This is a genomic window from Actinomadura barringtoniae (genome assembly GCF_017573505.1).
Taxonomy (GTDB): Bacteria; Actinomycetota; Actinomycetes; order Streptosporangiales; family Streptosporangiaceae; genus Spirillospora; species Spirillospora barringtoniae.
The window spans coordinates 309,188-332,942 of the sequence record NZ_JAGEOJ010000016.1 but is presented as its reverse complement, the minus strand read 5'-3'; the positions used below and the strand labels follow the sequence as shown (position 1 = coordinate 332,942).

Annotated in this window: 25 protein-coding genes and 1 pseudogene; 14 read left to right on the top strand and 12 right to left on the bottom strand. The window is 70.8% G+C overall.

The genetic code is table 11. The features are described from left to right. A pseudogene (locus tag J4573_RS36395) lies at window positions 1-228 on the bottom strand (lipoyl synthase); the annotation flags it as partial. Between the two features lie 83 nt (window positions 229-311). Between J4573_RS36395 and J4573_RS36390 the strand changes: the two are divergent. Together J4573_RS36390 and J4573_RS36385 are read left to right on the top strand one after the other, a co-directional pair. After that, window positions 312-635 carry a YbjQ family protein gene (locus tag J4573_RS36390; RefSeq protein WP_208260622.1) on the top strand — a complete coding sequence of 108 codons (324 nt, stop codon included), beginning with the start codon at window positions 312-314 and terminating at the stop codon, window positions 633-635. A gap of 106 nt (window positions 636-741) precedes the next feature. Next, window positions 742-1,251 (top strand): DUF1877 family protein, encoded by a 510-nt coding sequence (locus J4573_RS36385; protein ID WP_208260621.1) that lies wholly within the window; start codon window positions 742-744, stop codon window positions 1,249-1,251. A 54-nt stretch (window positions 1,252-1,305) separates the two neighbouring features. On the opposite strand, the gene lipB is transcribed toward J4573_RS36385, so the two are convergent. The 3 genes from lipB to J4573_RS36370 form a co-directional block, all read right to left on the bottom strand. Next, entirely contained in the window at window positions 1,306-2,034 is a 729-nt protein-coding gene (gene lipB / locus J4573_RS36380) for a lipoyl(octanoyl) transferase LipB (protein WP_372442960.1), read from the bottom strand. Between the two features lie 161 nt (window positions 2,035-2,195). After that, window positions 2,196-2,933, bottom strand: coding sequence for a Type 1 glutamine amidotransferase-like domain-containing protein (locus tag J4573_RS36375; RefSeq protein WP_208260619.1), 738 nt, complete (start codon window positions 2,931-2,933; stop codon window positions 2,196-2,198). A 99-nt stretch (window positions 2,934-3,032) separates the two neighbouring features. Then, window positions 3,033-3,920, bottom strand: a complete 888-nt coding sequence (locus tag J4573_RS36370; RefSeq protein WP_208260618.1) for a TIGR01777 family oxidoreductase — start codon at window positions 3,918-3,920, stop codon at window positions 3,033-3,035. Between the two features lie 237 nt (window positions 3,921-4,157). On the opposite strand from J4573_RS36370, the gene J4573_RS36365 reads away from it, so the two are divergent. Next, window positions 4,158-4,352: a hypothetical protein gene (locus J4573_RS36365; protein ID WP_208260652.1), complete on the top strand. Its 195-nt coding sequence runs from the start codon at window positions 4,158-4,160 to the stop codon at window positions 4,350-4,352. Here the strand turns inward: J4573_RS36365 and J4573_RS36360 are convergent. Then, window positions 4,316-5,566 carry an FAD-dependent monooxygenase gene (locus J4573_RS36360; protein WP_208260617.1) on the bottom strand — a complete coding sequence of 417 codons (1,251 nt, stop codon included), beginning with the start codon at window positions 5,564-5,566 and terminating at the stop codon, window positions 4,316-4,318. The two genes, J4573_RS36365 and J4573_RS36360, sit on opposite strands and share 37 nt — an antisense overlap. A 77-nt stretch (window positions 5,567-5,643) precedes the next feature. On the opposite strand from J4573_RS36360, the gene J4573_RS36355 reads away from it, so the two are divergent. Continuing rightward, on the top strand, window positions 5,644-6,375 hold the full coding sequence (locus tag J4573_RS36355) for a TetR/AcrR family transcriptional regulator (protein WP_208260616.1): 732 nt from the start codon (window positions 5,644-5,646) through the stop codon (window positions 6,373-6,375). An 80-nt stretch (window positions 6,376-6,455) separates the two neighbouring features. On the opposite strand, the gene sucB is transcribed toward J4573_RS36355, so the two are convergent. The 3 genes from sucB to J4573_RS36340 form a co-directional block, all read right to left on the bottom strand. Beyond that, window positions 6,456-7,943, bottom strand: coding sequence for a 2-oxoglutarate dehydrogenase, E2 component, dihydrolipoamide succinyltransferase (sucB, locus tag J4573_RS36350; protein WP_208260615.1), 1,488 nt, complete (start codon window positions 7,941-7,943; stop codon window positions 6,456-6,458). Between the two features lie 38 nt (window positions 7,944-7,981). Beyond that, window positions 7,982-9,373, bottom strand: coding sequence for a dihydrolipoyl dehydrogenase (gene lpdA / locus J4573_RS36345; RefSeq protein ID WP_208260614.1), 1,392 nt, complete (start codon window positions 9,371-9,373; stop codon window positions 7,982-7,984). Between the two features lie 144 nt (window positions 9,374-9,517). Then, the gene (locus tag J4573_RS36340; RefSeq protein WP_208260613.1) at window positions 9,518-11,005 is read right to left on the bottom strand and encodes a leucyl aminopeptidase; all 1,488 of its coding nucleotides are present in this window, start codon (window positions 11,003-11,005) and stop codon (window positions 9,518-9,520) included. A 343-nt stretch (window positions 11,006-11,348) separates the two neighbouring features. Between J4573_RS36340 and J4573_RS36335 the strand changes: the two genes are divergently transcribed. The 6 genes from J4573_RS36335 to J4573_RS36310 are packed head-to-tail and all read left to right on the top strand — an operon-like array spanning window position 11,349 to window position 17,891. Next, window positions 11,349-12,110 carry a GntR family transcriptional regulator gene (locus tag J4573_RS36335; protein WP_208260612.1) on the top strand — a complete coding sequence of 254 codons (762 nt, stop codon included), beginning with the start codon at window positions 11,349-11,351 and terminating at the stop codon, window positions 12,108-12,110. A 16-nt stretch (window positions 12,111-12,126) separates the two neighbouring features. Beyond that, window positions 12,127-12,354 carry a 4Fe-4S dicluster domain-containing protein gene (locus J4573_RS36330; protein ID WP_208260611.1) on the top strand — a complete coding sequence of 76 codons (228 nt, stop codon included), beginning with the start codon at window positions 12,127-12,129 and terminating at the stop codon, window positions 12,352-12,354. Window positions 12,355-12,365: 11 nt separating this feature from the next. Further along, window positions 12,366-13,736: an ABC transporter substrate-binding protein gene (locus J4573_RS36325; RefSeq protein ID WP_208260610.1), complete on the top strand. Its 1,371-nt coding sequence runs from the start codon at window positions 12,366-12,368 to the stop codon at window positions 13,734-13,736. Continuing rightward, window positions 13,733-14,494, top strand: coding sequence for an ABC transporter permease (locus J4573_RS36320; protein WP_208260609.1), 762 nt, complete (start codon window positions 13,733-13,735; stop codon window positions 14,492-14,494). The genes J4573_RS36325 and J4573_RS36320 overlap by 4 nt, the downstream gene beginning before the upstream one ends. Before the next feature lie 59 nt (window positions 14,495-14,553). After that, a complete protein-coding gene (locus tag J4573_RS36315; RefSeq protein WP_208260608.1) occupies window positions 14,554-15,213 on the top strand; it encodes an ABC transporter ATP-binding protein in 660 nt (219 codons plus the stop codon). Next, entirely contained in the window at window positions 15,213-17,891 is a 2,679-nt protein-coding gene (locus tag J4573_RS36310; RefSeq protein ID WP_208260607.1) for a fumarate reductase/succinate dehydrogenase flavoprotein subunit, read from the top strand. Before J4573_RS36315 ends, J4573_RS36310 begins: the two co-directional genes overlap by 1 nt. Here the strand turns inward: J4573_RS36310 and cobS are convergent. After that, on the bottom strand, window positions 17,869-18,600 hold the full coding sequence (gene cobS / locus J4573_RS36305) for an adenosylcobinamide-GDP ribazoletransferase (protein ID WP_208260606.1): 732 nt from the start codon (window positions 18,598-18,600) through the stop codon (window positions 17,869-17,871). The two genes, J4573_RS36310 and cobS, sit on opposite strands and share 23 nt — an antisense overlap. Then, window positions 18,597-19,538 carry a bifunctional adenosylcobinamide kinase/adenosylcobinamide-phosphate guanylyltransferase gene (locus tag J4573_RS36300; protein WP_208260605.1) on the bottom strand — a complete coding sequence of 314 codons (942 nt, stop codon included), beginning with the start codon at window positions 19,536-19,538 and terminating at the stop codon, window positions 18,597-18,599. Before J4573_RS36300 ends, cobS begins: the two co-directional genes overlap by 4 nt. 126 nt (window positions 19,539-19,664) lie before the next feature. On the opposite strand from J4573_RS36300, the gene J4573_RS36295 reads away from it, so the two are divergent. Further along, the gene (locus tag J4573_RS36295) at window positions 19,665-19,859 is read left to right on the top strand and encodes a hypothetical protein (RefSeq protein WP_208260604.1); all 195 of its coding nucleotides are present in this window, start codon (window positions 19,665-19,667) and stop codon (window positions 19,857-19,859) included. A gap of 39 nt (window positions 19,860-19,898) precedes the next feature. On the opposite strand, the gene J4573_RS36290 is transcribed toward J4573_RS36295, so the two are convergent. Both J4573_RS36290 and J4573_RS36285 read right to left on the bottom strand, forming a co-directional pair. Continuing rightward, window positions 19,899-20,900, bottom strand: a complete 1,002-nt coding sequence (locus J4573_RS36290; RefSeq protein WP_208260603.1) for an aldo/keto reductase family protein — start codon at window positions 20,898-20,900, stop codon at window positions 19,899-19,901. Between the two features lie 13 nt (window positions 20,901-20,913). Further along, window positions 20,914-21,483: a DUF3043 domain-containing protein gene (locus J4573_RS36285; protein WP_208260602.1), complete on the bottom strand. Its 570-nt coding sequence runs from the start codon at window positions 21,481-21,483 to the stop codon at window positions 20,914-20,916. A gap of 130 nt (window positions 21,484-21,613) precedes the next feature. Between J4573_RS36285 and J4573_RS36280 the strand changes: the two genes are divergently transcribed. The 3 genes from J4573_RS36280 to htpX all read left to right on the top strand — a co-directional run bounded on the left by J4573_RS36280 (window position 21,614) and on the right by htpX (window position 23,754). Then, entirely contained in the window at window positions 21,614-22,423 is an 810-nt protein-coding gene (locus tag J4573_RS36280; RefSeq protein ID WP_208260601.1) for a PspA/IM30 family protein, read from the top strand. After that, on the top strand, window positions 22,420-22,698 hold the full coding sequence (gene pspAA / locus J4573_RS36275; RefSeq protein WP_208260600.1) for a PspA-associated protein PspAA: 279 nt from the start codon (window positions 22,420-22,422) through the stop codon (window positions 22,696-22,698). Before J4573_RS36280 ends, pspAA begins: the two co-directional genes overlap by 4 nt. A gap of 183 nt (window positions 22,699-22,881) precedes the next feature. After that, window positions 22,882-23,754: a zinc metalloprotease HtpX gene (gene htpX / locus J4573_RS36270; protein WP_243774083.1), complete on the top strand. Its 873-nt coding sequence runs from the start codon at window positions 22,882-22,884 to the stop codon at window positions 23,752-23,754. Window position 23,755 lies beyond the last annotated feature (1 nt).

Genomic DNA, 23,755 nt, shown 5'->3' with positions numbered 1-23,755 from the left:
GAGGAACGTGGCCTCCCGGTCCTCCCAGCACTCGTAGATGTTGGGACAACCGGCCTCCTGGCACACCGTGTGCAGACCCTCGGACTTCACCAGGGAGGTGAGCTCGCGGTACTGCGGCCCCATCTTCAGCCGGGTCTTGATCCAGTCGGGCTTGCGCTCGATGGGGGTCTGGCTGTTGCGGGCCTCAACGCGCAGGAGCTTGCGCCCCTCAGGTGTCACCGTCGTCACGCCCACAGGCTACGTCCCGATCAGGGGTCTTAGCACCTCGGGGCCCTGGGTATTGATCAACACAGCATTGATCGGGGGAGACCATGCTCATCAGCACCATGAACGACCTGCCCGGCTACGAGATCACCGAGGTGGTGGGGGAGGTGTTCGGGCTCACCGTCCGCAGCCGCCACCTGGGCTCGCAGATCGGCGCCGGCCTGAAGTCGATGTTCGGCGGCGAGCTCAAGGGCATGACCAAGATGCTCGAGGAGACCCGTTTCGAGTCGCAGAACCGGCTGGTCGAGGAGGCCGAGAAGCTGGGCGCCGACGCCATCCTGGCCATGCGGTTCGACGCCAACGACCTGGGCGATCTCGGTCAGGAGATGTGCGCGTACGGCACCGCCGTGAAGATCCGCAAGCTGGGCTGAACGGCCGTCTGCCAGGCCGATTCCCGCGTTTCCACCCTCGGTAGCGATTGATCTTCTAAGGTAACTCCCTGTTGTCACGTAAGAGCCGTGCGCAGGAGGGTCCACCGTGGGTCTGGCAATGTCGTACCTCAGGGTGCCGCCGCAGCTGGAGGGCGAGACCGACCCGGGTCGGATCGCCCGTCTTGTCTTCGGCACGCCCGACTGGCGGCGCCGCCAGCCGTCCGCGCAAGTCCTGGACCTCGCGGGGCACTGGCAGTCGCTGCACTACCTGATCACCGGCGACCCGTGGGACGGGCGCCAACCCGAGGCCGACGTGGTCTGCGGTGGCCGGCTGCTCACCGAGGACGGCGCGGCCGAGCTCGGCGTGGACGTGATCTACCTGGCGCCGGACCGGGTCAAGCCCGCGGCCGACCACCTGGCCGGCACCCCGTTCGCCAAGATCGCCGAACGGTACGACCCGGCGGCGATGAAGGCCGCCGAGGTGCAGGGTGCGGGCGGCCTGGACGCCAAGACCCGGGACAAGGTGCTGAAGCCCGCCTACGAGCGGCTGATCGGCTTCTACGGCAAGGCCGGCACCGACGGCCAGGCCGTCTTCAAGATCATGACCGAGGCTTAAGGATCACGACCGAGGTCTGAGCCTCAGGCCTCGGGTCAGGCTTCAGGCCTCAGATCAGGCTTCCAGCTGGGCCGTCGTGCGGTGGAGCGTCTCCGCCGCACCGAGCTGCGCGCTCAGGTGCCGTTCGACGATGGGCGTGACCTCGTCGACGGTGACCCGGCGGCCCAGCTCCTTGGACAGCGACGTCGAACCCGTGTCGGTGAAGCCGCACGGGTTGATCTTGTCGAACCAGGACATCTCGCAGTCGCAGTTGATCTGGAAGCCGTGCATGGTGACGCCGCGCCGCACCCGCAGGCCGATCGAGCCGAGCTTGCGGTCGGGGCCGCCGGGCACCCAGAGCCCGCTGCGGTCCTCGATGAACTTGGTCTCCAGGCCGAACTCGGCGCAGACGTCCATCATCATCTGCTCCAGCAGCCGCACGAACGCGACGCCGCCCCTGGGGTCGGGGAGCTTCACGATCGGATAGCCGGTGAGCTGCCCCGGCCCGTGCCAGGTGATCTTGCCGCCGCGGTCGACGTCGATCACGGGCGCGCCGGGGTCGCCGATCGGCCGGTCCAGCGCGGCGGTGCGCTTGCCCGCCGTGTAGACCGGCTGGTGCTCCAGGAGCAGCACGCAGTCGCCGATCTCGTCGTCGATCCGCCGCTCCTGCGTCCGCCGCTGCAGATCCCAGGCCGACTCGTACGGGACCGCGGCCGTGCCGAAGCCCACATGCACGAAGACCAGCGTGCGAGTGTCGCCGTCCGCCGCCGGGGTGGTGTCTTCGCGTACGTCTACATCCGTCACGCCCGCCAGCTTACGACCGCCCCGCAACGTTCCACCCGGCGCCCTTCCCCTGGCCGAGCCCGCTCGACTCCACTGGCCGGGGCCGCTCGACCCCATCGGACGAGGCCGCTCGACTCCGTCGTATGAGCCCGCTCGACCATCTGTCGACCGCTGTCGACCAGCTATACGGCGGCGAGCAGACGAGGGTCGATCCTCGTCTCCTTGGCGGCGCCCGAGCCGTCCGGCTCGACGCGGTAGGCGCCCGCGTCCTTGGCGTACGAGACCGCCTGGACGAACTCGGTGCCCACGTAGTGGAGCCCGACCGCCTCGTCCGCCGCGTACCCGCCCGGCAGGGTGCCCTCGCCGACGAGCTGCTGCAGCAGTGGGCGCCGCTGGGCGTCGCTGTCGTAGTGCACGCCGCAGGAGTAGGGCAGCAGGCCCAGCCCGTCGGTGAGCGGGCGCAGCTGGGGCCCGTAGGAGTCGGTGTTGCCGCCCACGTGCCAGCACAGCGCCCCGGCGCTCTGGCCCGACAGCACGACACCCTCGTTCCAGGCCTCGCGCAGGATGTCGTCCAGCCCGTGCAGGCGCCACAGGGCCAGCAGGTTGGCCACGCTGCCGCCCTGGACGTAGATCAGGTCCTGGCTGAGCAGGTGCGAGCGGACGTCCTGGACGTTCGGCATCGGGAACAGCGCGACGTGGCTGACCTCGGCGTCCAGCTGCGTGAGGGCGCCGTAGCCGCGCGCGATGTACTCGGCGCCGTCGCCGAGCGCGGTCGGCAGGAAGCAGATCCGCGGCCGGTCCTGCCCGGTCAGGTCGAGCGCGTAGCGCAGGAGCGGGCTGGGTGACATTCCGTACCGGCTGTCGGGGATGAACGTTCCGCCGCCGATGGCGAGGATGTGTGGCTGCCCGTCTGTGCTCATATCGCCGCGCTCCCGTTCGAAAGTACTCTCTGTGTCACCGTACGACTACCGCCCGGAACCGGGTGCGACTTTGATGTTTCTTGGCGTCGCGTTCATCCCTCAGGTGAGCGCGGCCCGCAGCGCCGCCTCCAGCTCGGGCCGGTCGAAGACGAACCCGGCCTCCTTCAGCCGCCGGGGGAGCACCCGCTGGCTCACCAGCGGCCCCTCGTCCGCCAGACCCCGCAGCGCGGCCCTCAGCGCGATCCTGGGGACTGTGAAGATCGTCGGGCGGCCCAGGACCTGACCCAGGGCCTTGGCGTACTCAGCGTTGCGTACGGGGCGCGGCGCGGTCATGTTCACCGGCCCCTCCAGCTCGGAGTCGATCAGCAGGCGCATCGCGGCCAGGTAGTCGGGCATCGCGATCCAGCTGAGCCACTGCCGCCCGTCGCCGAGCTTGCCGCCCAGGCCCAGCCGGAACAGCGGCAGCGTGGTCCCCAGCATCCCGCCCTGCTTGGCCAGGACGATGCCGGTGCGCGGATGAACGACCCGTACGCCCGCGTCCGCCGCAGGTGTGGCCGCGGCCTCCCAGTCGCGCACGACGCCGGACAGGAAGTCGTCGCCAGTGGGCGAGTCCTCGTCCAGCTCCCGGTCGCCGCCGTTGCCGTAGTAGCCGATCGCCGACCCCGAGACCAGCACGCGCGGCTTGGCCTCCAGGCCCGCGATCGCCTCGGCCAGCGTCGTCGTGCCGCGCACCCGGCTCTCGCGGATCTCGCGCTTGTACGACTCGGTCCACGGCCGCGAGGCGATCCCCGCCCCGGCCAGGTGGACGATCGCGTCGCACCCCTCGAGCCCCTTGGCGTCGACGGACCGGCCCGGACTCCACCGCACCTCGTCCGCCCCGGCCGGATCCCGCCGGACGAGCTTGACGACGTCGTGCCCGTCGGCCTTGAGGTTCCGGACGAGCGCCGAGCCGATGAGCCCCGACGCGCCCGTGATGGCGACCTTCATGGAATTCACCCTAGGGGCCCTACCCCTCGGCGGTCCCGATAGCCTCCAACGCATGTCGAGGATCCCCACTGTGTTCGACGCTTTCGCGATCTGACCTACTCGCCTGGCGGCTCGCAGGTCAATCGCCAAAGGGCGAGCGCGACATCGCTTCGCGATCTGAGGTGAGAGACTTCGCCTTCGGCTTGCCTCGCACCTCAGGTAGCGCGCTCGCGTGCGTGGTCCTGCCGGTGTGCGGGGATGAGTCCTCAGGGCGATCCCGTGCGGGCCGGGCCGCGCGGCACCGCGGCCCTGCTCACCGTCTACCTCGCGGGCTTCGGCGGCTCGCACCCGCTGGCCAAGAGGATCGGCGCCTGGCCCGCCGTGCTGAGCGTCGCCGCGCTGTCGGCCGGGGCGTCTTACGCCGTCGCCGACCGTCGCGCCGAGTCGGAGTAGGTCTCCGGAGCCGCGTAGGTCTTCAGCTCGATCCCGTTCGCCGCCTCGCGGATCGGCTGCATGATCTTCTCCAGGACCATGCCCTTGCCGGGCATGAACCGCAGCGAGCGCATCATGAGGCTCTGCAGCCGGGCCCGGGCGGGCGTCGCGGGCACCAGCTGCTTCACCACGTCCCGGCCCAGCTTCTGGTTGAGGTCGACGTAGGCCCGCATCTCCCGCTCGTACGCCGCGAAGGCCGCCTGGTGGTCGCCGCCGCCTGGGCCGCCTGCCGCTGCCAGCTCGCCCGCCAGCACGTAGGCGCCGACCAGTGCGAGGCCGGTGCCCTGGCCTGAGGCGGGGGAGGGGCAGTACGCGGCGTCGCCGACGAGGGCGGTCCGGCCGACCGACCAGGCCGGCATCGTGAGCTGCGCCAGCGAGTCGTAGTAGAAGTCCGGCGAGCCCTCCATCTCGGCCAGCAGGCGCGGGACCTCCCACCCGTACTTGGCGAACGCCTCCCGTACGGTCTGCTGCTGCGCGCGAACGTCGCGGCGGTCGACCCCTTCTCCGGGAGCGGGGAAGAAGAACAGCGCCTTGGCGTCGGCGGCCTTGCGCACGCTGTAGAGGTTGGCGACGTGGCCCGCGTCCGACAGGGCCAGCTCCCAGCGGTCCAGGCCCAGGTGGTTCGGAACGGTGAAGACCGCCACGTTCAGGCCCATGCCGTGGGAGAAGCGGCTCTCGGGCCCGAACGTCAGCGCCCGTACCCCCGAGTGCAGCCCGTCGGCGCCCACGACCAGGTCGAACGTGCGCGGCGTCCCGTTCTCGAAGGAGACCCGGATGCCGTTCGGCCCCTCCTCCATCGCCGTGATGGAGTCGCCGAAGACGTACTCCACGTCCTGCGTCGTCTCGTAGAGCAGCTGTGCCAGGTCGCCGCGCATGATCTCCAGGTCGCCCGGGTCGCGGAAGCCGATCAGGTCGGGCCCGAGCGTCGCGATGGCCTTGCCCTTGCGGTTCAGCCACTGCCCGCCCCGGATGTCGGTCGAACGGGCCCGGACCTCGTCCAGGATCCCCATCCGCCGCGCCACCTCGACGGCCACGCCGCGCAGATCGACCTTGTAACCGCCCGGCCGCAGCTGCGGCGCGCGCTCCACGATCGTCGGCGCGAACCCGTACCGCCGCAGCCAGAACGCCAGGGCGGGTCCGGCGACGCTCGCCCCGGAGATGAGCACGTTCCTCATGACGGCCTCCACTGTTTATGGCATACGCACTACTGTGTAGGGCATAAACATAACTGCGTAACCCATATACTCGCAAGATGAGCGAGGAGACCGGCCTGCCCGCGAGCATCGAGGCCGCCTGGGGAGTGCGGGACCGGCCCGGCAAGGGGCCGAAGCCCGGCCTCAGCCTGGAGCGGATCGTCGGCACGGCCGTCGAGGTCGCCGACGCGGAGGGCCTGAACGCGGTCTCGATGGGGCGCGTGGCCAAGGAGCTCGAGGTCTCCACGATGGCGCTCTACCGCTACGTCTCGGCCAAGAACGAGCTCCTGGAACTCATGGTGGACGCCGCGTACGGAGCGCCCCCGACCACTGCGCCCCCGGCCGACTGGCGCGAGGGTCTCCACCGGTGGGCCTGGGACGCCCTGAACGGCATGCGGAGGCACCCGTGGGTCCTCCAGGTCCCCGTGTCGGGCCCGCCCATCACCCCCAACCAGATCGCCTGGCTGGAGCGCGGCCTGGCCTCCCTGACCGGCACGGGCATCAGCGAGCCCGAGAAGATCTCGACCGTGATGCTGCTGTCCGGCCTGGTCCGCAACTGGGCGAGCATCACCAGCGGCCAGAACCTGCACTCGCCCGACGCCGCCCCGCTGACCTTCAGCTACGGCACGGCCCTCAAGCGCCTCGTCGACCCGCACCGCTTCCCGGCCATCACCGCCGCCATCGAGTCCGGCGCCATCGACGACGAATGGGACGACGGCGACGCCGAGTTCGCCTTCGGCCTCGCCCGAGCCCTCGACGGCATAGAAATGCTCATCCAAGCCACCGGCTGACGTCTTCCTAGACCCCTGGCATGCGGAAAACCCCGCCGCTCCGGTGGAGCGGCGGGGTTTCCGGTTGAGCGCGTTCGGGCTTAGAGACCCAGCTCTGCTTCGAAGTTGCCCTCTTCGAGGCGGTGCTTGATGGTGCCGAGGAAGCGGGCGGCGTCGGCGCCGTCGACCAGGCGGTGGTCGTAGGTCAGGGCCAGGTAGACCATGGACCGGACCGCGATGACCTCGCCCAGGTCCGGGTCGTCGATGACGGCGGGGCGCTTCACGACGGCGCCGGTACCGAGCATGCCGACCTGCGGCTGGTTGAGGATCGGGGTGTCGAACAGCGCGCCGCGGCTGCCGGTGTTGGTCAGCGTGAACGTGCCGCCGGCCAGCTCGTCCGGGCTGACCTTGTTGGTGCGGGTGCGCTCGGCCACGTCGGCGATCCGCTGGGCGATGCCGCCCAGGTTCAGCTGGCCGGCGTTGTGGATGACCGGGACCATCAGGCCGCGCTCGACCACGTCGACGGCGATGCCGAGGTTCTCCACGTCGTGGTAGGTGACCTCGTTGGTCTCGCTGTTGATGACGGCGTTCAGCTTCGGGTGCGCCTTGAGCGCCTCGATCGCCGCCAGCGCGAAGAACGGCATGAAGGACAGCTTCACGCCCTCGCGGGCCTGGAAGTCGGCCTTGGCCTGCTCGCGGAGCCGCGCGACCTTGGTGATGTCCACCTCGACCACGGTGGTGAGCTGCGCGGAGACCTGCAGCGACTCGACCATGCGGCGGGCGATGGTCTGCCGGATGCGGGTCATCTTCTCGGTCTTGCCGCGCAGCGCGGCGGCCTCGGCGGGCGCCGCGGCCGGAGCCGGCGGTGCCGTACGGGCCGGAGCGGCGGCCGGGGCCTGCGGCGCGGCCGGGGCGGGAGCGGCCGCGGCGGCAGCGGCGGCCTGGGCGGCGCGGGCGGCCTCCAGGACGTCCTGCTTGCGGATGCGGCCGCCGACACCGGTGCCGGTGACGGTGTTCAGGTCGACGCTGTGCTCGGCGGCGAGCTTGCGCACCAGCGGCGTGACGTACGGGCCGTCACCCGACGGGGCCTCGGCCGGAGCGGCGGCCGGCTGCTGCGGGGCCGCCGCGGCGGGCGCGGGAGCCGGAGCGGCGGGCGCCGGCGGCTGCGCGGGCGGTGCGGGCGTGGCCGGAGCGGCCGGCGGCGGCCACGCGGCGGGCGGCGGGGCCTGCTGCGCTGCGGGCTGCTGCTGCGGCGGCGCGGACTGCTGCGGGGCCGGGGCCTCGGCCTGCGGCGCGGGCTCCTCGGCGGGCGCCTCCTGCTTCGGCTCGGCCGCCGGCGCGGGGGCCTCGCCCGCCTCGCCGATGACCGCGAGCTCGGCGCCGACCTCGACGGTCTCGTCCTCGGCGACGGTGATGCTGGTCAGGATGCCCGAAGCAGGCGAAGGGATCTCGGTGTCGACCTTGTCGGTCGACACCTCCAGGAGCGGCTCGTCCGTCTCGACGTGCTCACCCTCCTTCTTCAGCCAGCGGGTGACGGTGCCCTCGGTGACGCTCTCGCCGAGCTGGGGCATTGTGACGGAGACCGGCATGGCTCTCGCGACTCCTTCGAAATTTCCTGTGCGGGCGTTCAGCCGTGCACGTGCAGTGGCTTGCCGGCGAGAGCCAGGTGCGCCTCGCCGACCGCTTCGGACTGGGTCGGGTGGGGATGGATCAGCTGGGCGACCTCGCCTGGGAGCGCCTCCCAGTTGTAGATCAGCTGACCCTCCGTGATGAGCTCGCCGACGCGCGCGCCGACCATGTGGATGCCGAGGACGGGCCCGTCCACGGCGGCGATGACCTTGACCTCTCCCTGGGTCCCCAGGATCTTGCTCTTGGGGTTCCCGGCCAGGTCGTAGGTGACCTCGTTGATCTCATGCCCGCGCTCGCGGGCCATCGCGGTGGTGATGCCCACCGAGGCGACCTCGGGGTCGGAGTAGGTGATGCGCGGCACGCCGTCGTAGTCGATCGCCGGCGGGGTGAGCCCGCCGAGCCGCTCGGCCACCAGGATGCCCTCGGCGAAGCCGACGTGGGCTAGCTGCGGAGTCTGGATCAGGTCGCCGACGGCCGAGATCGTCGGCACGTTCGTCCGGCAGAACTCGTCCACCTTCACGAACCCGCGTTCGACCTCGACGCCGACCTCCGCCAGCCCGATGCCGTCCGAGACCGGGCCGCGGCCGACCGCGACCAGCAGCAGCTCGGCGTCCAGGGACTTGCCGCCCTCCAGCGTCACCGAGACGCCGCCGGGCGTCGGCTTCACCGACTCGAAGCGGGTGCCGAGCTCGTACTTGATGCCGCGCTTGCGGAAGGCGCGCTCCAGCCGCTTGGAGCTGGACTCCTCCTCCAGCGGCAGCAGGTGCGGCAGCGCCTCGACGATGGTGACCTCGGCGCCGAACGAGCGCCAGACGCTGGCGAACTCCACGCCGATCACGCCGCCGCCGAGGATGACGACCGAAGCGGGGACCCTGTCCAGCACCAGCGCGTGGTCGCTGGAGATCACCCGTTCACCGTCGATGTCCAGGCCGGGCAGCGACTTGGGCGCCGACCCCGTGGCCAGCACGATGTGCTGCCCCTCCAGGTCGCTGATCTCGCCGCTCGCGCTGGTCACCCGGACGGTGGTCGGACCGGTGACCTTCCCCTCGCCCTCGACGACCGTGATGCCCTTGGACTTGATCAGGCCGGTGAGGCCCTTGACCGTGGTGGAGACGACCTTGTCCTTGTAGGCGTTGACGCCCGGCAGGTCGATGCCCTCGAAGGTGGCCTTGATGCCGAACGTGGCGGCCTCGCGGGTCTGGTCGGCGACCTCCGCCGCGTGCAGCAGCGCCTTGGTCGGGATGCACCCGCGGTTCAGGCAGGTCCCGCCCAGCTTGTCGCGTTCGACCAGCGCGACCGACTTGCCGAGCTCCACGGCTCGCAGCGCACACGCGTATCCGCCGCTGCCACCACCTAGGACGACGATGTCGAAGGGGCCGCTGTTGGCCACTGGAAGCTCCCTTTCTCGCACAGACGCTCGCGGTACTCGCGCTCTGTCTGACTATGCCCTGGCGCGCGGGGGTCGCCGAAGGCGGCCCCGTCGCCATGGAGAAATCTATTCACTTGAACCGGCCGGTGACACCCGGCCCGGAGGTCACAGAATGCCTGCCGCCAGATCCTCGGCGATCTGCACCAACGTACGTGTCGCGGCGCCGGTGCCGCCCTTCGGGGTGTAGCCGTAGGCCTCGCCCTTGTTGAACGAGGGGCCGGCGATGTCCAGGTGGGCCCACTTGACGCCCTCGGGCACGAACTCCTTGAGGAACACGCCCGCGACCAGCATGCCGCCCCAGCGCTCGCCGCTGATGTTGGCCAGGTCGGCGACCGCGGAGTCCAGGCCCTTGCGCAGCTCGGCCGGCAGCGGCATGCCCCAGGCCTGCTCGCCGGCGCGGCCCGCCGCCGCCACGACCTTCTCGCGGACGTCGTCGTCGTTGGCCATGATGCCCGCCGTACGGGTGCCGAGCGCGACCAGCTGGGCGCCGGTCAGCGTGGCGACGTCCACGATCAGGTCGGGGGCGTCCTCGCCCGCGCGCACGATGGCGTCGGCCATGACCAGCCGGCCCTCGGCGTCGGTGTTGAGGACCTCGACGGTCTTGCCGCCGTAGATGCGGATGACGTCGGACGGCCGCTGGGCCGTGCCGCTCGGCATGTTCTCGGCGAGGGCCAGGTAGCCGACCACGTTCACTGCGGGCTTCACGGCGGCGATGGTGCGCAGCGCGCCCAGCACCGCGGCGGCGCCGCCCATGTCGGACTTCATCCAGTCCATGCCCTCGGACGGCTTGAGGGACAGGCCGCCGGAGTCGAACGTGATGCCCTTGCCGACCAGCGCGAGGGTCTTGGACGCCTCGGGGTGGGTGTAGGAGAGGCGGACGAGCCGGGGCGGGCTGACCGAGCCCTGCCCGACGCCCGCGATGCCGCCGTAGCCGCCCTCGACGAGCGCCTTCTCGTCCAGCACCTCGACACCCAGGCCGCTCTCGCCCGCGATCCGCTCGGCGATCTCGGCGAACGCCTCGGGGTTGAGGTCGGACGGCGGGGTGTTGACCAGGTCGCGCACCAGCGTGATCGACTCGGCCGCCGCCCGCACCCGCTCCAGCGCGTCCGCGCCGGCGCCGAGCACGGTGATCTCCTCGACCGGGGCCTTCTGCTCGCCGGTGCGGTAGTTGCCGAAGGTGTAGTTGCCGAGCAGCGCGCCCAGCGCGGCCGCCTCGACCTCGTCGGCAGAGCCCGCGGGCAGCGCCACGGCCACCTTGCCGGTCCCCGCCAGCGCGCGCAGCGCCGCGCCCGAAGCCCGTCGCAGCGCCTCGGAGTCAGGCCCGGAGCCGTTCTCCGACTCACCGAGCCCGGCGGCCACGATCAGGGGAGCGGTCACCCCGCCGAGGGTCGGAAGCTTGGTGATCTCACCGGCCTTGCCGGTGGCGCCGAGGGCCTTCAGCGTCGCCGCGAGCCGTCCGTCCAGGGCCCGCTCGAGCTCCTCCGCACCGGCCGCGGGCCGGGCTCCGCCGGCGCCGTCCGGGAGGACGCCGATCACGATGGCGTCGACGTCGAGGCTGGCCGGGGATGCGCTCTCAAGGCTGATGCTCGTCACGTAGTCCGATGTTAGTCCTCTTGGTGACCGGTTTCGCCCTTTTGGATCAAGCCTTACTCAAGGCTTTCCGGCCTCGGGCCCCTCGCCTGGCGGCTCGGAGCCCGAACCGAAAAGCGGCGAGCGCGACATCGCTTCGCGATCTTCGCCTTGGGGGCTCGCCTTCGGCGTTGCCCCCAAGGCTCAGGTAGCGCGCTCGCGTGCGGGGTTGTGCTTGTCGCGGGGAGGGTGGCGGAACGGCGATCATGCTGCGGGTTTGCGCTGGTCAGGGGCGAAATCGCCGTCGCATGGGTGGCGGGACGGCATTGCTATTCCACTATTTCTACTGACTTAGTAGGTTACTTCTGTGACCAGGAGAGATGGTGCGGCGGAGGCGCTCACGTTGAGCGATGGGCGCAGGCTGCGCGCGGACCGGGCGCGGCAGGTGGCCGACGTGCTGCGCCGGCAGGTGCTGTACGGGGAGTTCCGCGCGGGGCCGCTGCCGTCCGAGGCCGATCTGGTGATCGAGTTCGGCACCTCGCGCAACACGGTGCGGGAGGCGCTGGACCTGCTGCGCGCCGAGGGCCTGATCGAACGCTGTCCGGGCGTCGGCACCGTCGTGGTCACCGAGAAGTACCCGCACGGCCTGGAGCGGCTGCTCGGCCTGGCCGAGACGCTGCGCGAGCACGGCGAGGTCGCCAACGAGGTCCGTACCACCGGGCTGATCACCCCGCCGCGGGAGATCTCCGCGCGGCTGGCGCTGCCCGAGGGCGAGCCGGTCGTCTACATCGAGCGGCTGCGGCGGCTGAACGGGCTGCCGCTCTCCCTCGACCTCACCTACGTGGCGCGCGACCTCGGCGAGCCGCTGCTGGAGGAGGACCTCGCGCACAACGACATCTTCGTGCTGCTCGAACGCATCGCCGCCCAGCCGCTCGGGCTGGGCGAGCTCACCGTGGAGGCGGTCAACGCCGACCCGCACTCCGCGGCCACCCTCGAGGCCCCGCGCGGCGCCGCGCTGCTCATGGTCGAGCGCCTCACCCACCTGGCCGACGGCCGCCCGGTGGACCTGGAGTTCATCCGGTTCCGTGGCGACCGCATCACGATGAGCGGCACTCTGCGCCGCGACTGACCCCCTGGAGTTCGCTGTGTCCCTGGTGGAGAACCGGGCCGACGTCCCCGTGACGGTGGACGAGGCCCTGTGCATCGACGGCTGCACGCTCTGCATCGACGTCTGCCCGCTGGACGCCCTGGCCATCAACCCCGAGACCGGCAAGGCCTACATGCACGTGGACGAGTGCTGGTACTGCGGCCCGTGCGCCGACCGGTGTCCGACCGGCGCCGTGACCGTCAACATGCCCTATCTCATCCGCTGAAGGAACTCCTCATGAAACGCGTTCTGGCGGCGCCCGCCGCCCTGATCCCCCTGCTCGCCGGGTGCACGGTGGCGGGGAACGCCGCCGGCGGCGGCGACGTGAAGATCGTGGTCGGCTACCAGTCCAAGACCATCAACACGGTCACGGCGGGCACGCTGCTGCGCTCGCTCGGCTACTTCGAGAAGCGCCTGAACGAGCTGGGCAAGGCCGAGGGCAAGAAGTACTCGGTGGTCTGGCAGGACTACGACACCGGCGCCCCGATCACCGCCCAGATGCTCGCCGGGAAGATCGACATCGGCTCGATGGGCGACTACCCGCTGCTGATCAACGGCTCGCGGGCCCAGGCGCAGGGCGGCGACGCCCGTACCGAGCTGGTCTCGATCACCGGCTACAACCTCAGGGGCGCGCTGAACGGCGTCGTCGTCGACAAGGGCTCAACGGCCAAGACGCTGCGCGACCTGAAGGGCAAGACGGTCTCGACCAGCGTCGGCTCGGCCGGGCACGGCACGTTCGTCCAGGCCGCGAAGAAGTACGGGTTCGACGGCGCCAAGGACGTCAAGATCGAGAACCAGCAGCCGTCGGTCGGCGCGTCCGCGCTGGAGTCGGGCAAGGCGGCCGGGCTCGCGCAGTTCGTGGCGTGGCCGGGCGTGCTGGCGGTCAAGCAGCAGGCGCGGCTGCTGTACGACGGGGGAGACCTCGGCGTCCCCACGTTCCACGGCGTCGTGGTCGGCAAGAAGTTCGCCGGGGCCAAGCCGAAGATCCTGCAGGCGTTCCTCGGCGCCCAGATCGACGCGACGCGCTACCTGAACGCCAACCCGGTGAAGTCGGCCGAGTCGGTCGCCGCCGGCACCGGCCTGCCGGTCGAGGCCGTCTACCTCTACAACGGCGCGGGCGGCGTCGCCACGTTCGACCCGACGATCAAGCAGCCGCTGCGGGACGCGCTCACCAACGACGTGCCGTTCCTGAAGTCCATCGGCGTGCTCACCCAGCCGGTCGACCTCAAGGCGTTCGTCAACGACACCTATATAAGGCAGGCGTACGGCGCCTCCTATGACAGCGACGCGGCCGCCACGCCCAAGCCCTCGGCGGGGGAGACCTGGATCTCCGGCGAGGAGAAGACGACCCCCTACAAGGACCCGGCCGCCCTCCTGCGCGGCGTACGCGAGGCCCAGCAGCAGGGCAGGCAGCTCAAGGCGGCCTACGTCGCCGACACCGTGACCGGCACGCGGTGGTTCGCCGACAAGGACGTCTGGGTCGAGGACCCGTCGGCGGGCGGGCAGCGGTTCAAGCCGTTCGCCACCGACGAGGGCGCGCAGAAGTACCTGGCCGCCCACTCCGGCGCCAAGGTCGTGCCCTATGCCGAGGCGGTGCGGCGAGCATGAAGACGCTCGTCCGGTTGGGCTCGCTGGCCGCCGCGCTGCTCGCCTGGCAACTGCTGACCGCCGCGAACGTCCGGCTGTGGGTGCGCTTCGACCGCTTCCCGGGGCCGGTGGACGTCTGGCGGGAATTCCAGCGGCAGGTGCAGCAGACGCAGTTCTGGGAGGACGTCGCGCAGAGCCTGGTCCGCATCCTCAGCGGCTTCGCGCTGGCGGCCGTCCTCGGGGTCGCGCTCGGCATCGCGGTGGCGCGTTCGCGCTGGGCCAGCGACCTGCTCCAGCCGCTGTTCGAGGTCGTGCGGCCGATCCCGGCGATCGCGCTGGTCCCGGTCGCGATCCTGCTGTTCCCGGCGAACGAGCAGGGGATCGTGTTCATCACGTTCGTCGCCGCGTTCTTCCCGATCCTGGTCAGCACGCGGCACGCGGCGCGCGCCCTGCCGCTGGTCTGGGAGGACGCGGTCCGCACGCTCGGCGGCAGCCGGTGGCGGGTGCTGGCGAGCGTCGTCCTGCCCGGCGTGCTGCCGGGCGTGTTCGGCGGCCTGTCGGTCGGGATGGGCGTCGCCTGGATCTGCGTGATCTCCGCCGAGATGATCTCCGGCGACTTCGGCGTCGGCTACCGCACCTGGCAGGCCTACACGATCGTCGACTACCCCGGCGTGCTGGTCGGGATGATCACCATCGGCCTCCTGGGCCGGTTCACCTCCGGCGCCGTCGAGCTGGCCGGCCGCCGCGTCACCCGCTGGCTGCCCAGGGAGCACAGATGAGCGAGCGTAGCGAGCGTTCCGGGGGGCGTGGGGGGTCGTCCCCCCTCGAAGAAGCACAGATGAGCGCACTGTCGCTGCACGCCGAGAACCTCAGCCTGGGCTACAACGGCCACCCCGTTCTGTCCGGCGTGAACCTGGAGGCGCGGGCGGGGGAGATCCTCGTCATCGTCGGGGCGTCCGGCTGCGGCAAGTCCACGCTCCTGCGCGCGTTCGCCGGGCTCCTGCCGGTCACGACCGGCGCCCTGCGCGCGGGCGGCGCGCCCATCACCGGGCCGTCCCGCGACCGCGCGCTCATCTTCCAGGACGACGCGCTGCTGCCCTGGCGGAACGCGCGCCGCAACGTCGAGCTCGCCCTCGCCCTGCGCGGCGTGCCACGCGCCCGCCGCCGTACCGAGGCCCTTTCCTGGCTGACCCGCGTCGGACTAGGGGAGCAAGGCGACCGCCTTCCCCGCGAGCTGTCCGGCGGCATGCGCCAACGCGTCCAGCTCGCCCGCACCCTCGCCGCCGAACCGCGAGCGATCTTGATGGACGAGCCGTTCGGCGCCCTCGACGCGCAGACCCGCGCCACCATGCAGCGCCTGCTGCTGGACGTGCTGGCCGACGCGCCCGCGACCGTCGTCTTCGTCACCCATGACATGGAGGAGGCGCGGCTGCTCGGCGACCGCGTCGTGCGGCTCACCCCGTCGGGCGTCGCCGAACTGAAGGAGGAAGTGGCCTGATGGAGATCCCCTCCGTCACCGAACGCCGCGAGCTGAGCTGCGACGTGCTGGTCATCGGCGGCGGTACGGCCGGGACGATGGCCGCCATCACCGCCGCCGAGCAGGGCGCGAGCGTGCTGCTGCTGGAGAAGGCGCACGTACGGCACAGCGGCGCGCTCGCGATGGGCATGGACGGCGTCAACAACGCGGTCATCCCCGGCAAGGCGACGCCCGAGGACTACGTCGCCGAGATCACCCGGGCCAACGACGGCATCGTGAACCAGAAGACCGTTCACCAGACCGCCACCCGCGGCTTCGCCATGGTCAAACGCCTTGAGCGCTACGGGGTGAAGTTCGAGAAGGACGAGTACGGCGAGTACGCCGTGCGGCGCGTGCACCGGTCCGGCTCGTACGTGCTGCCGATGCCCGAGGGCAAGGACGTCAAGAAGGTCCTCTACCGCGTCCTGCGGCAGCGTTCGATCCGCGAGAAGGTCCAGATCGAGAACCGCGTCATGCCCGTCCGCGTCCTCACCGACGAGGGCCGCGCCGTCGGGGCCGTCGGCTTCGACACCCGTTCAGGCGAGTTCGTCACCGTCTCCGCCGGAGCCGTCGTCCTGGCGACCGGCGCGTGCGGACGCCTCGGCCTGCCCGCCAGCGGCTACCTCTACGGAACGTACGAGAACCCGACCAACGCGGGCGACGGCTACGCCATGGCCTACCACGCCGGGGCCGAACTCAGCGGCATCGAGTGCTTCCAGGTCAACCCGCTCATCAAGGACTACAACGGCCCGGCCTGCGCCTACGTCGCCAACCCGTTCGGCGGCTACCAGGTCAACAGCGCCGGCGACCGCTTCGTCGACTGCGACTACTGGTCCGGCCAGATGATGGCCGAGGTCAAGCGCGAGATCGACTCCGCGCGCGGCCCGATCTACCTCAAGCTCTCGCACCTGCCCGACGAGACCCTGACCACCCTCGAAGGCATCCTGCACACCACCGAACGCCCCACCCGAGGCACCTTCCACGCGGGCCGCGGCCACGACTACCGCACCCACGACGTCGAGATGCACATCTCCGAGATCGGCCTGTGCGGCGGCCACTCCGCCTCCGGCGTCTGGGTCGACGAGAACGCCCGCACCACCGTTCCTGGGCTCTATGCCGCCGGAGACCTGGCCTGCGTCCCGCACAACTACATGATCGGCGCCTTCGTCTTCGGCGACCTGGCCGGAGCCCACGCCGCCACCAACCATCGACATGGCGCCCTCCACGAGGACCAGATCGCCGCCGCCCACGAGCTGATCTACCGCCACCTCCGCCACCCCGGCGGCCCGCCCCAGCCCCAGGTCGAGTACAAGCTCCGCCGCTTCGTGAACGACTACGTCGCGCCGCCCAAGACCGGCGCCAAGCTCGACATCGCCGTCGAGACGTTCACCCGCATGGAGCAGGAGATCGCCGAGATGGGCGCCCGCACGCCCCACGAGCTGATGCGCTGCGCCGAGGTCACCTTCATCCGAGACTGCGCCGAGATGGCCGCCCGCGCCTCCCGCACCCGCACCGAGAGCCGCTGGGGCCTCTACCACGACCGCGCCGACCTGCCCGAACGCGACGACGCCGACTGGTTCTTCCACCTCAACCTGCGCCGCCGCGACGACGGCGCCATGGAGTTCATCAAGCGCCCCGTGGCGCCCTACCTGGTCCCCGTGGACGAGTTCACCGTCCCCGAGGGCACCCACCCCACCGTCCTGGCCACCGAAACCCGCACGACAACCCAGACCCAGACCTCTGCGGGCCCCCGCCGCACCATGGCGATCGGCCGCTCGCCCCGCCTCCTGGAGCTCCTGGAGCTCACAGACCAAGGCGCCACCCTCCCCGAGATCACGCCCTACCTCTCAGACCCAGACCCCAAGGTCCGCCGCGCGGCCGTGGCCACCCTCACCGAAGTAGTCCCCGAAGGCGTGGCCACCGCCCTAGCCACCGCCCTGACCGACGACCACGGCTCCGTACGCCACGCCGCAGCCACAGCCCTGCGCGAGCTAGTGGAAGTCCTCCCCGCCACCAACGAAGTCCGCGACGCCCTAACAACAACCCTCGTTAGCCCCGACGCCCAAGTGCGAGCCGCGGTCCTGGACGTCCTACGCGCCCTCCACCTGGGCAAGCTCCCGGTCTTCACGACCGCCCTATCCGACCCCGACCACCGAGTCCGCCTCCAGTCAGTAAGAGGTCTCGTCTCCCTGGACGCCTCTCCCGACGTCGCCAAAGCCGCCACCGACGCCAACCGCGAGGTCCGCATAGCCGCCGCCCACGGCCTGGGAACGATCGGCTCCGGCGCCGAAACCCTCGCAACCCTGCTCAACGATCCCGACGACCTGGTCCGAGCCGCAGCCCTGGAAGCCCTATCCGGAGTCGGCTGCCCGAGCCCCTTGGCCGACCAAGCGATAGCGGCCCTGCACGACCCCGCCTGGCAGGTCCGTACCGGCGCCGCCAGAGGCCTGGCCGCCGCCCCTCCAGCCACGGCCGCAGCACCCCTCATCAAGGCCCTCGCCGACCCTCACCTCGACGTACGCAAGGCCGCCGTCATCTCCCTAGGCCCCTGGTCCGACCACCCCGAGGTAGCGGACGCCCTCCGTACCGCCCAAGAAGACACCGACGCCGACGTCCGCGCCTACGCCCGCCGCGCCCTCAGCGAAGGGCGGCGAGCGTGACGAGGGCGGTGGTGGTGGCCACTTCTACGAGCGCGCCTAGGACGTCGCCGGTGATGCCGCCCAGGCGGCGGATGGCGTGATGGAGGAGTAGGAGAGCGGCGCCCAGACCTAGGAGGACGGCGGCGGGGCCGTGGAGGGGGTCGACGGCCAGGGCCGCCAGGAGGGCGATTGCGGTGACCAGGATGGCGGCGGGGGTGCGGATGGTGCCTGCTACCAGGGAGCCGAGGCCGCCGGAGCGGGCTGAGGGGACTGTGGTGCGGCAGGCCCAGGGGAGGGCCAGGCGGCCTGTTACTGCGGCGATGAGGACGGCTATGGAGGCGTGAGGGGTTGAGCCCAGGGCGGCCACCTGGATGAGGAGGGTGAGGAGGAGCGTCACGACGCCGAAGGGGCCGATGTCGGAGCGCTTCATGATGGCCAGGGCGTCTTCGGCGGGGCGGTTGCTGCCCAGGCCGTCGGCCAGGTCTGCCAGGCCGTCCAGGTGCAGGGCGCGGGTCAGGGCCGCGGCGGCGGCTATTGCGAGGGCCGCTCCAAGGAAATTGGAGAGGTTCAGGGCATCGGCTACGAGGAGGACCGCTGTGGCTGCTCCTCCTACCAAGAGGCCTACTAGGGGCGCGAGGAGCATGGCTTTGCGGGCGGTGTCCCGGTCCACCTGGTCTGTGTGGAGCGGGATCACGGTGAGGAGCGAGACCGCCAGGTGCAGAGCGTTCATAGGGCTTTGACGCGGCCGGCCACTACCAGGGCGGCCTCTTCGGACTCGGCAGCGAGGCGCTGGTTGAGGTGGCCCAGGGCGTCGCGGAACGCGCGGCCGACGGGGGTGGTGGGGACCAGGGAGAGGCCGACCTCGTCGGTGACGGCGACGATGCGGGCGGCGGTGGCGCGCCAGGCCCCGACGAGTTCGTCCATGCGCGGGATGACGCGGGCGGGGTCGTCCCAGGCGTCGGTCTCGCCCATCGCGGCGGCCAGCCAGGAGCCGATGCCGTCGATCAGCATGGCGCCGGCGGTGGACTCGATGGTGTGAGCCAGGTCGGTCGTCTCGATGGTCTGCCACCAGGACGGACGACGGCGGCGGTGGGCGGCGATGCGGGCGGTCCACTCGGGGTCGTCGGGCGAGCGCATGCCGGTCGCGACGTAGGTGACGTACGGGTCGGCCATCAGGCGCAGCTCGGCCTCGGCGGACTTGCCCGAACGGGCGCCGCCCAGAAGAAGGGTGCGGTGCGGGCCCTCGCGCGGAGGGAGCCAGAACGCCAGGCGGCGTTCCAGCTCGGCGGGGGAGGGGACGCGGTGGTCGACGTGGACGGCCATGATCTCGGTCGCCGCGGTGACCGCGCCAGCGTGGCGGAGGCGGCCCAGATGGTCGGGGCAGCCGACGAGGTCGAGGAGGGCGGCGTCGTAGACGATCTCGGCGACCGGTTCCGGACGGGCTCCGGCGGCCGCGGCGACCAGGATCCGGCGGCCGGACGCCGAACGGACGTCATGGCCGCCGGGGACGGCCCAGCGGGAGCACTCGTCCAGGGGAACGCCCTCGATCACGATGGTCGTGGGCTCGTACCGCACCCCGGCCGTGCGCAGCCGGTTGCACGAGGCGCAGCGGCAGCCGGGCGCGGGCCAGCCGTCCGGCCCGGCGATGCCCTGGAGATCGATGTCCATTGATCGAAAACTCTACGGTGCCCGGGTGACCTGCGCCGTGCGCGGCGCGGCAAAGAGAAATGCCGGGCAAGCCCGTCAAATGCCCGGGTGGTTGGGCGGCGGCTGCGGGAGGGCTAGTCTCACGGGATGGCGTGGAGCTGGCGTTTGGAAAAGGCCGACGGTCGTGCGGTCGGCGTGTCCGAGGAGACGTTCCCCACCCAGGCCGACGCGGAGACGTGGCTCGGGGAGAACTGGCGGGGTCTGCGCGAGGACGAGATCGACAAGGTCACCCTGCTGGACGACGAGACCGTCGTCTACGAGATGAGCCTGCACACCGTCTAGCCGTGCCTCTGAATGACGAGGCACGGCCAGGGCGGTGAGCTACGGGCGCTTCCTGGGGCTGGCGGTCTTGCCCGGGTCACGGGTGACGACCGGGGCGATGACGTCGTCGATGCGCTTCATCACGTCCGCGTCGAGCGTGACACCCGCCGCCTTGACGTTGTCGCGGACCTGCTCGGGCCGGGACGCGCCGACGATCGCGGCCGAGACGTTCGGGTTCTGCAGGACCCAGGCGACCGCGAGCTGCGCCATGGACAGGCCCAGGTCGGCGGCGATCGGCTCCAGCTGCTGAACGCGGGTGAGCACGTCGTCCTGCAGCCAGCGCGACACCATGTCCGAGCCGCCCTTGTCGTCGGTGGCGCGGGAACCGGCGGGCGGCGGCTGGCCCGGCTTGTACTTGCCGGTCAGCACGCCCTGGGCGATCGGCGACCACACGATCTGGCCGATGCCCTCCTTCTCCGAGAGCGGAACGACCTCCTCCTCGATGACCCGCCACAGCATGGAGTACTGCGGCTGGCTGGAGATGATCCGGTCGAAGCCCATCTCGTCGGCGATCTTCAGCGCCTGGGCGATCTCCTCCGCGCGCCACTCCGAGACGCCGATGTAGAGCGCCTTGCCCTGCCGTACGACGTCGTCGAACGCGCGGAGGGTCTCCTCCAGCGGCGTCTCGTAGTCGAAGCGGTGCGCCTGGTAGAGGTCGACGTAGTCGGTCTGCAGGCGGCGCAGGGAGGCGTCGATCGACTCCATGATGTGCTTGCGGGACAGGCCGCGGTCGTTCTGGCCGGGGCCGGTCGGCCAGTAGACCTTGGTGAAGATCTCCAGGCCCTCGCGGCGCTGCCCCTCCAGGGCGCGCCCGAGGACGGCCTCGGCCCGCGTGCCGGCGTAGACGTCGGCGGTGTCGAAGGTCGTGATCCCCTCGTCGAGAGCCGCCCGCACGCAGGCGTGCGCGGCGTCCTCCTCGACCTGGGAGCCGTGGGTGAGCCAGTTTCCGTACGCGATTTCGCTGATCTTGAGACCGCTGCGGCCGAGGTGTCGGAACTCCATGATCCGACCCTACTCAGACCTTGTCGCCCACCTTGACCTGAGGGTTGGGGACGCGCAGGCGGCGGATCTGCATGGCCCGCATGGCCGCGTACATCCCGATGCCCTTGGTGTCCTCGTTCGGGTGGCGCTCGGCCGCCAGCTTCTTGATCTTGGAGCTGAGGTAGAACCCCTCGCCGAAGACCGCGATCAGCAGCACCGGCGGCGCGAACAGCACCAGGAGCTTGGCGGCCGCGATCGGCAGCAGGCTGAGCGCCACGATCGCGAACATGCCGTACATCAGGTACGACCCGACGGTGCGGCGCGAGTCGACGAAGTCCCGGGCGAGCTTGCGCACCGGTCCCTTGTCTCGCTTGAGGAGATACTTCTCCTCGCCCCGCTGCATGCCCTCGCGGGCCTTGCCGCGCGCGTCGGACTGCTTCTCGCGAACCCGCTTGTAGGCCTCCTTGCGGTTGGAGGGCGCGGTGATCGGCTGGCGGCGGCGCTTCTCGGCCTCGCTGCGCTTGGGCGTGGGGCGCCCCTTTCCTCCCGGCTTTGCTACCTGAGGAGGATCTTCGGGGGCTTCCTGGGTACGACGTCGGAACACGAGATCAGCCTACCGGCTGCGAACATCGTGGCTGCCTCGCGCGTTAACGCGTAGGGTGATAAGAACCCCAGCAGTGATTATTGAGCCCAGTTTGTGACTGAGCACAGCACGAAGGGACCGGCGCCGCGCGATGAGCGTGATGAAGCGAATGTCGATGATCTTCAAGTCCAAGGCGAACAAAGCCCTGGACCGCATGGAAGATCCTCGTGAGACCCTCGACTACTCCTACCAGCGTCAGCTGGAGATGCTGCAGAAGGTTCGTCGGGGCGTTGCCGACGTCGCGACCTCGCGCAAGCGTCTCGAGTTGCAGATCAACCAGCTCGAACAGCAGCAGAACAAGCTCACCGACCAGGGCAAGAAGGCCCTGCAGGTCGGTCGTGAGGACCTTGCCCGCGAGGCGCTGACCCGGCGCGCGGGCCTCGACAGCCAGCTGGGCGACCTGCGTGCCCAGTACCAGCAGCTGCAGGGCGAGGAGGAGAAGCTCACGCTGGCCTCCCAGCGCCTGCAGGCCAAGGTCGACTCCTTCCGTACGCGCAAGGAGACGATCAAGGCGACCTACACGGCCGCCGAGGCGCAGACCAAGATCAACGAGGCGTTCTCCGGCATCTCCGAGGAGATGGGCGACGTGGGTCTGGCGATCCAGCGCGCCGAGGAGAAGACCGAGACCATGAAGGCCCGCGCCGGCGCGATCGACGAGCTGCTGGCCTCCGGCGCCCTCGAGGACTTCTCCGGTCCGAAGGACGACATCCAGGCCGAGCTGGACCGCATGGGCTCGGGTCCGGGCGTCGACCTGGAGCTTGAGGCCCTCAAGGCCGAGCTGGGCCAGGGTTCCGCGCCGAAGGAGCTCAACCAGGGCAACCCGGCCGCCCACCAGCAGCAGGACACCCCCCAGCAGGCCCCGCAGGCCAAGCAGTTCCCGCCGCCCGGGGGTGCCCAGTGATCGTCCGGATCATGGGCGAGGGTCAGGTCGACGTGGCGCCCGGCGACCTGGCCGAGCTGAACGAGCTCGACTCCAAGGTCGAGCAGGCGATCGAGGCGGGCGACGAGGCCGCCTTCCGGACCGCGCTGCACGCCCTGCTGGACCGCGCCCGCCGGATCGGCAAGCCGGTCCCCGACGACGATCTGGAGCCGTCCGAGCTGATCCTCCCGCCGTCCGACGCGACGATGGACGAGGTCAAGGCCATGCTCGGCGACGAGGGGCTCATCCCGGACTAGTCTGGGCGATCCGGCTCGGCCGGAAGCGAGTCCCCGGGGTGGTCCCACCCGGGGACCTACACCCCTTGGGGGCACAAACAGGGTCCGTCACGCGTTGTCAACGGTGACGGGACCGTAAGAACGGAAGGGGGCCCGATGGCGACGCGGACGCGTTACGCATCGGACCGGGGACTCACGTCGCGCATGCTCGTGACGATGTTCCTGCTGGGGCTGGTGTACGTCGTCTTCGTGGGCGCGTTCTTCGTGATCGTGCCCAAGTGGGGCGTGATCGCGCTGGTCATCGCGTCCCTGTTCCTGCTGGCCCAGTACTTCTTCTCCGACAAGCTCACGCTGTTCGCGATGCACGGGCGCACCGTCACCGCGGAGGAAGCACCGGAACTGCACGGGGTCATCGACCGCATCTGCGCGATGTCGGACGCGCCGAAGCCCAAGGTCGCGATCGCCGACACCGACGTGCCGAACGCCTTCGCCACCGGCCGCAACCAGAAGAAGGCCGTGGTCTGCGTCACCACCGGGCTGCTGCGCCGGCTCGACCCGGTGGAACTGGAGGGCGTGCTCGCGCACGAGATGGCGCACGTGGCGCACCGGGACGTGGCGGTCATGACGATCGCCTCGTTCCTCGGCGTCTGCGCCGGCCTGATCACCCGCTTCGGCCTGGAGTGGGGCCTGTGGGGCGGCTTCAACCGCCGTGACAACGACCAGAACACCGGCATGATCCTGCTGGCGGTCGTCGCCGTGAGCGCCGTCGCGTACGCGATCAGCTTCATGCTGACCAGGGCGTTGTCGCGCTACCGCGAGCTGTCGGCCGACCGGGCCGCGGCGCTGCTGACCGGGCGCCCCTCGGCGCTGGCCAGCGCGCTCACCAAGGTCACAGGGGAGATCGCCCGCATTCCGACCAACGACCTGCGGGCGGCCCAGCCGTTCAACGCCTTCTTCTTCACCCCGGCGTTCGGCAAGGGCTTCAGCATCTCCAACCTGTTCTCCACGCACCCGCCGCTGGACAAGCGGCTCGCGCAGCTGCAGAAGATCTCCGACCAACTGAGCAGGGGAGTGTGAG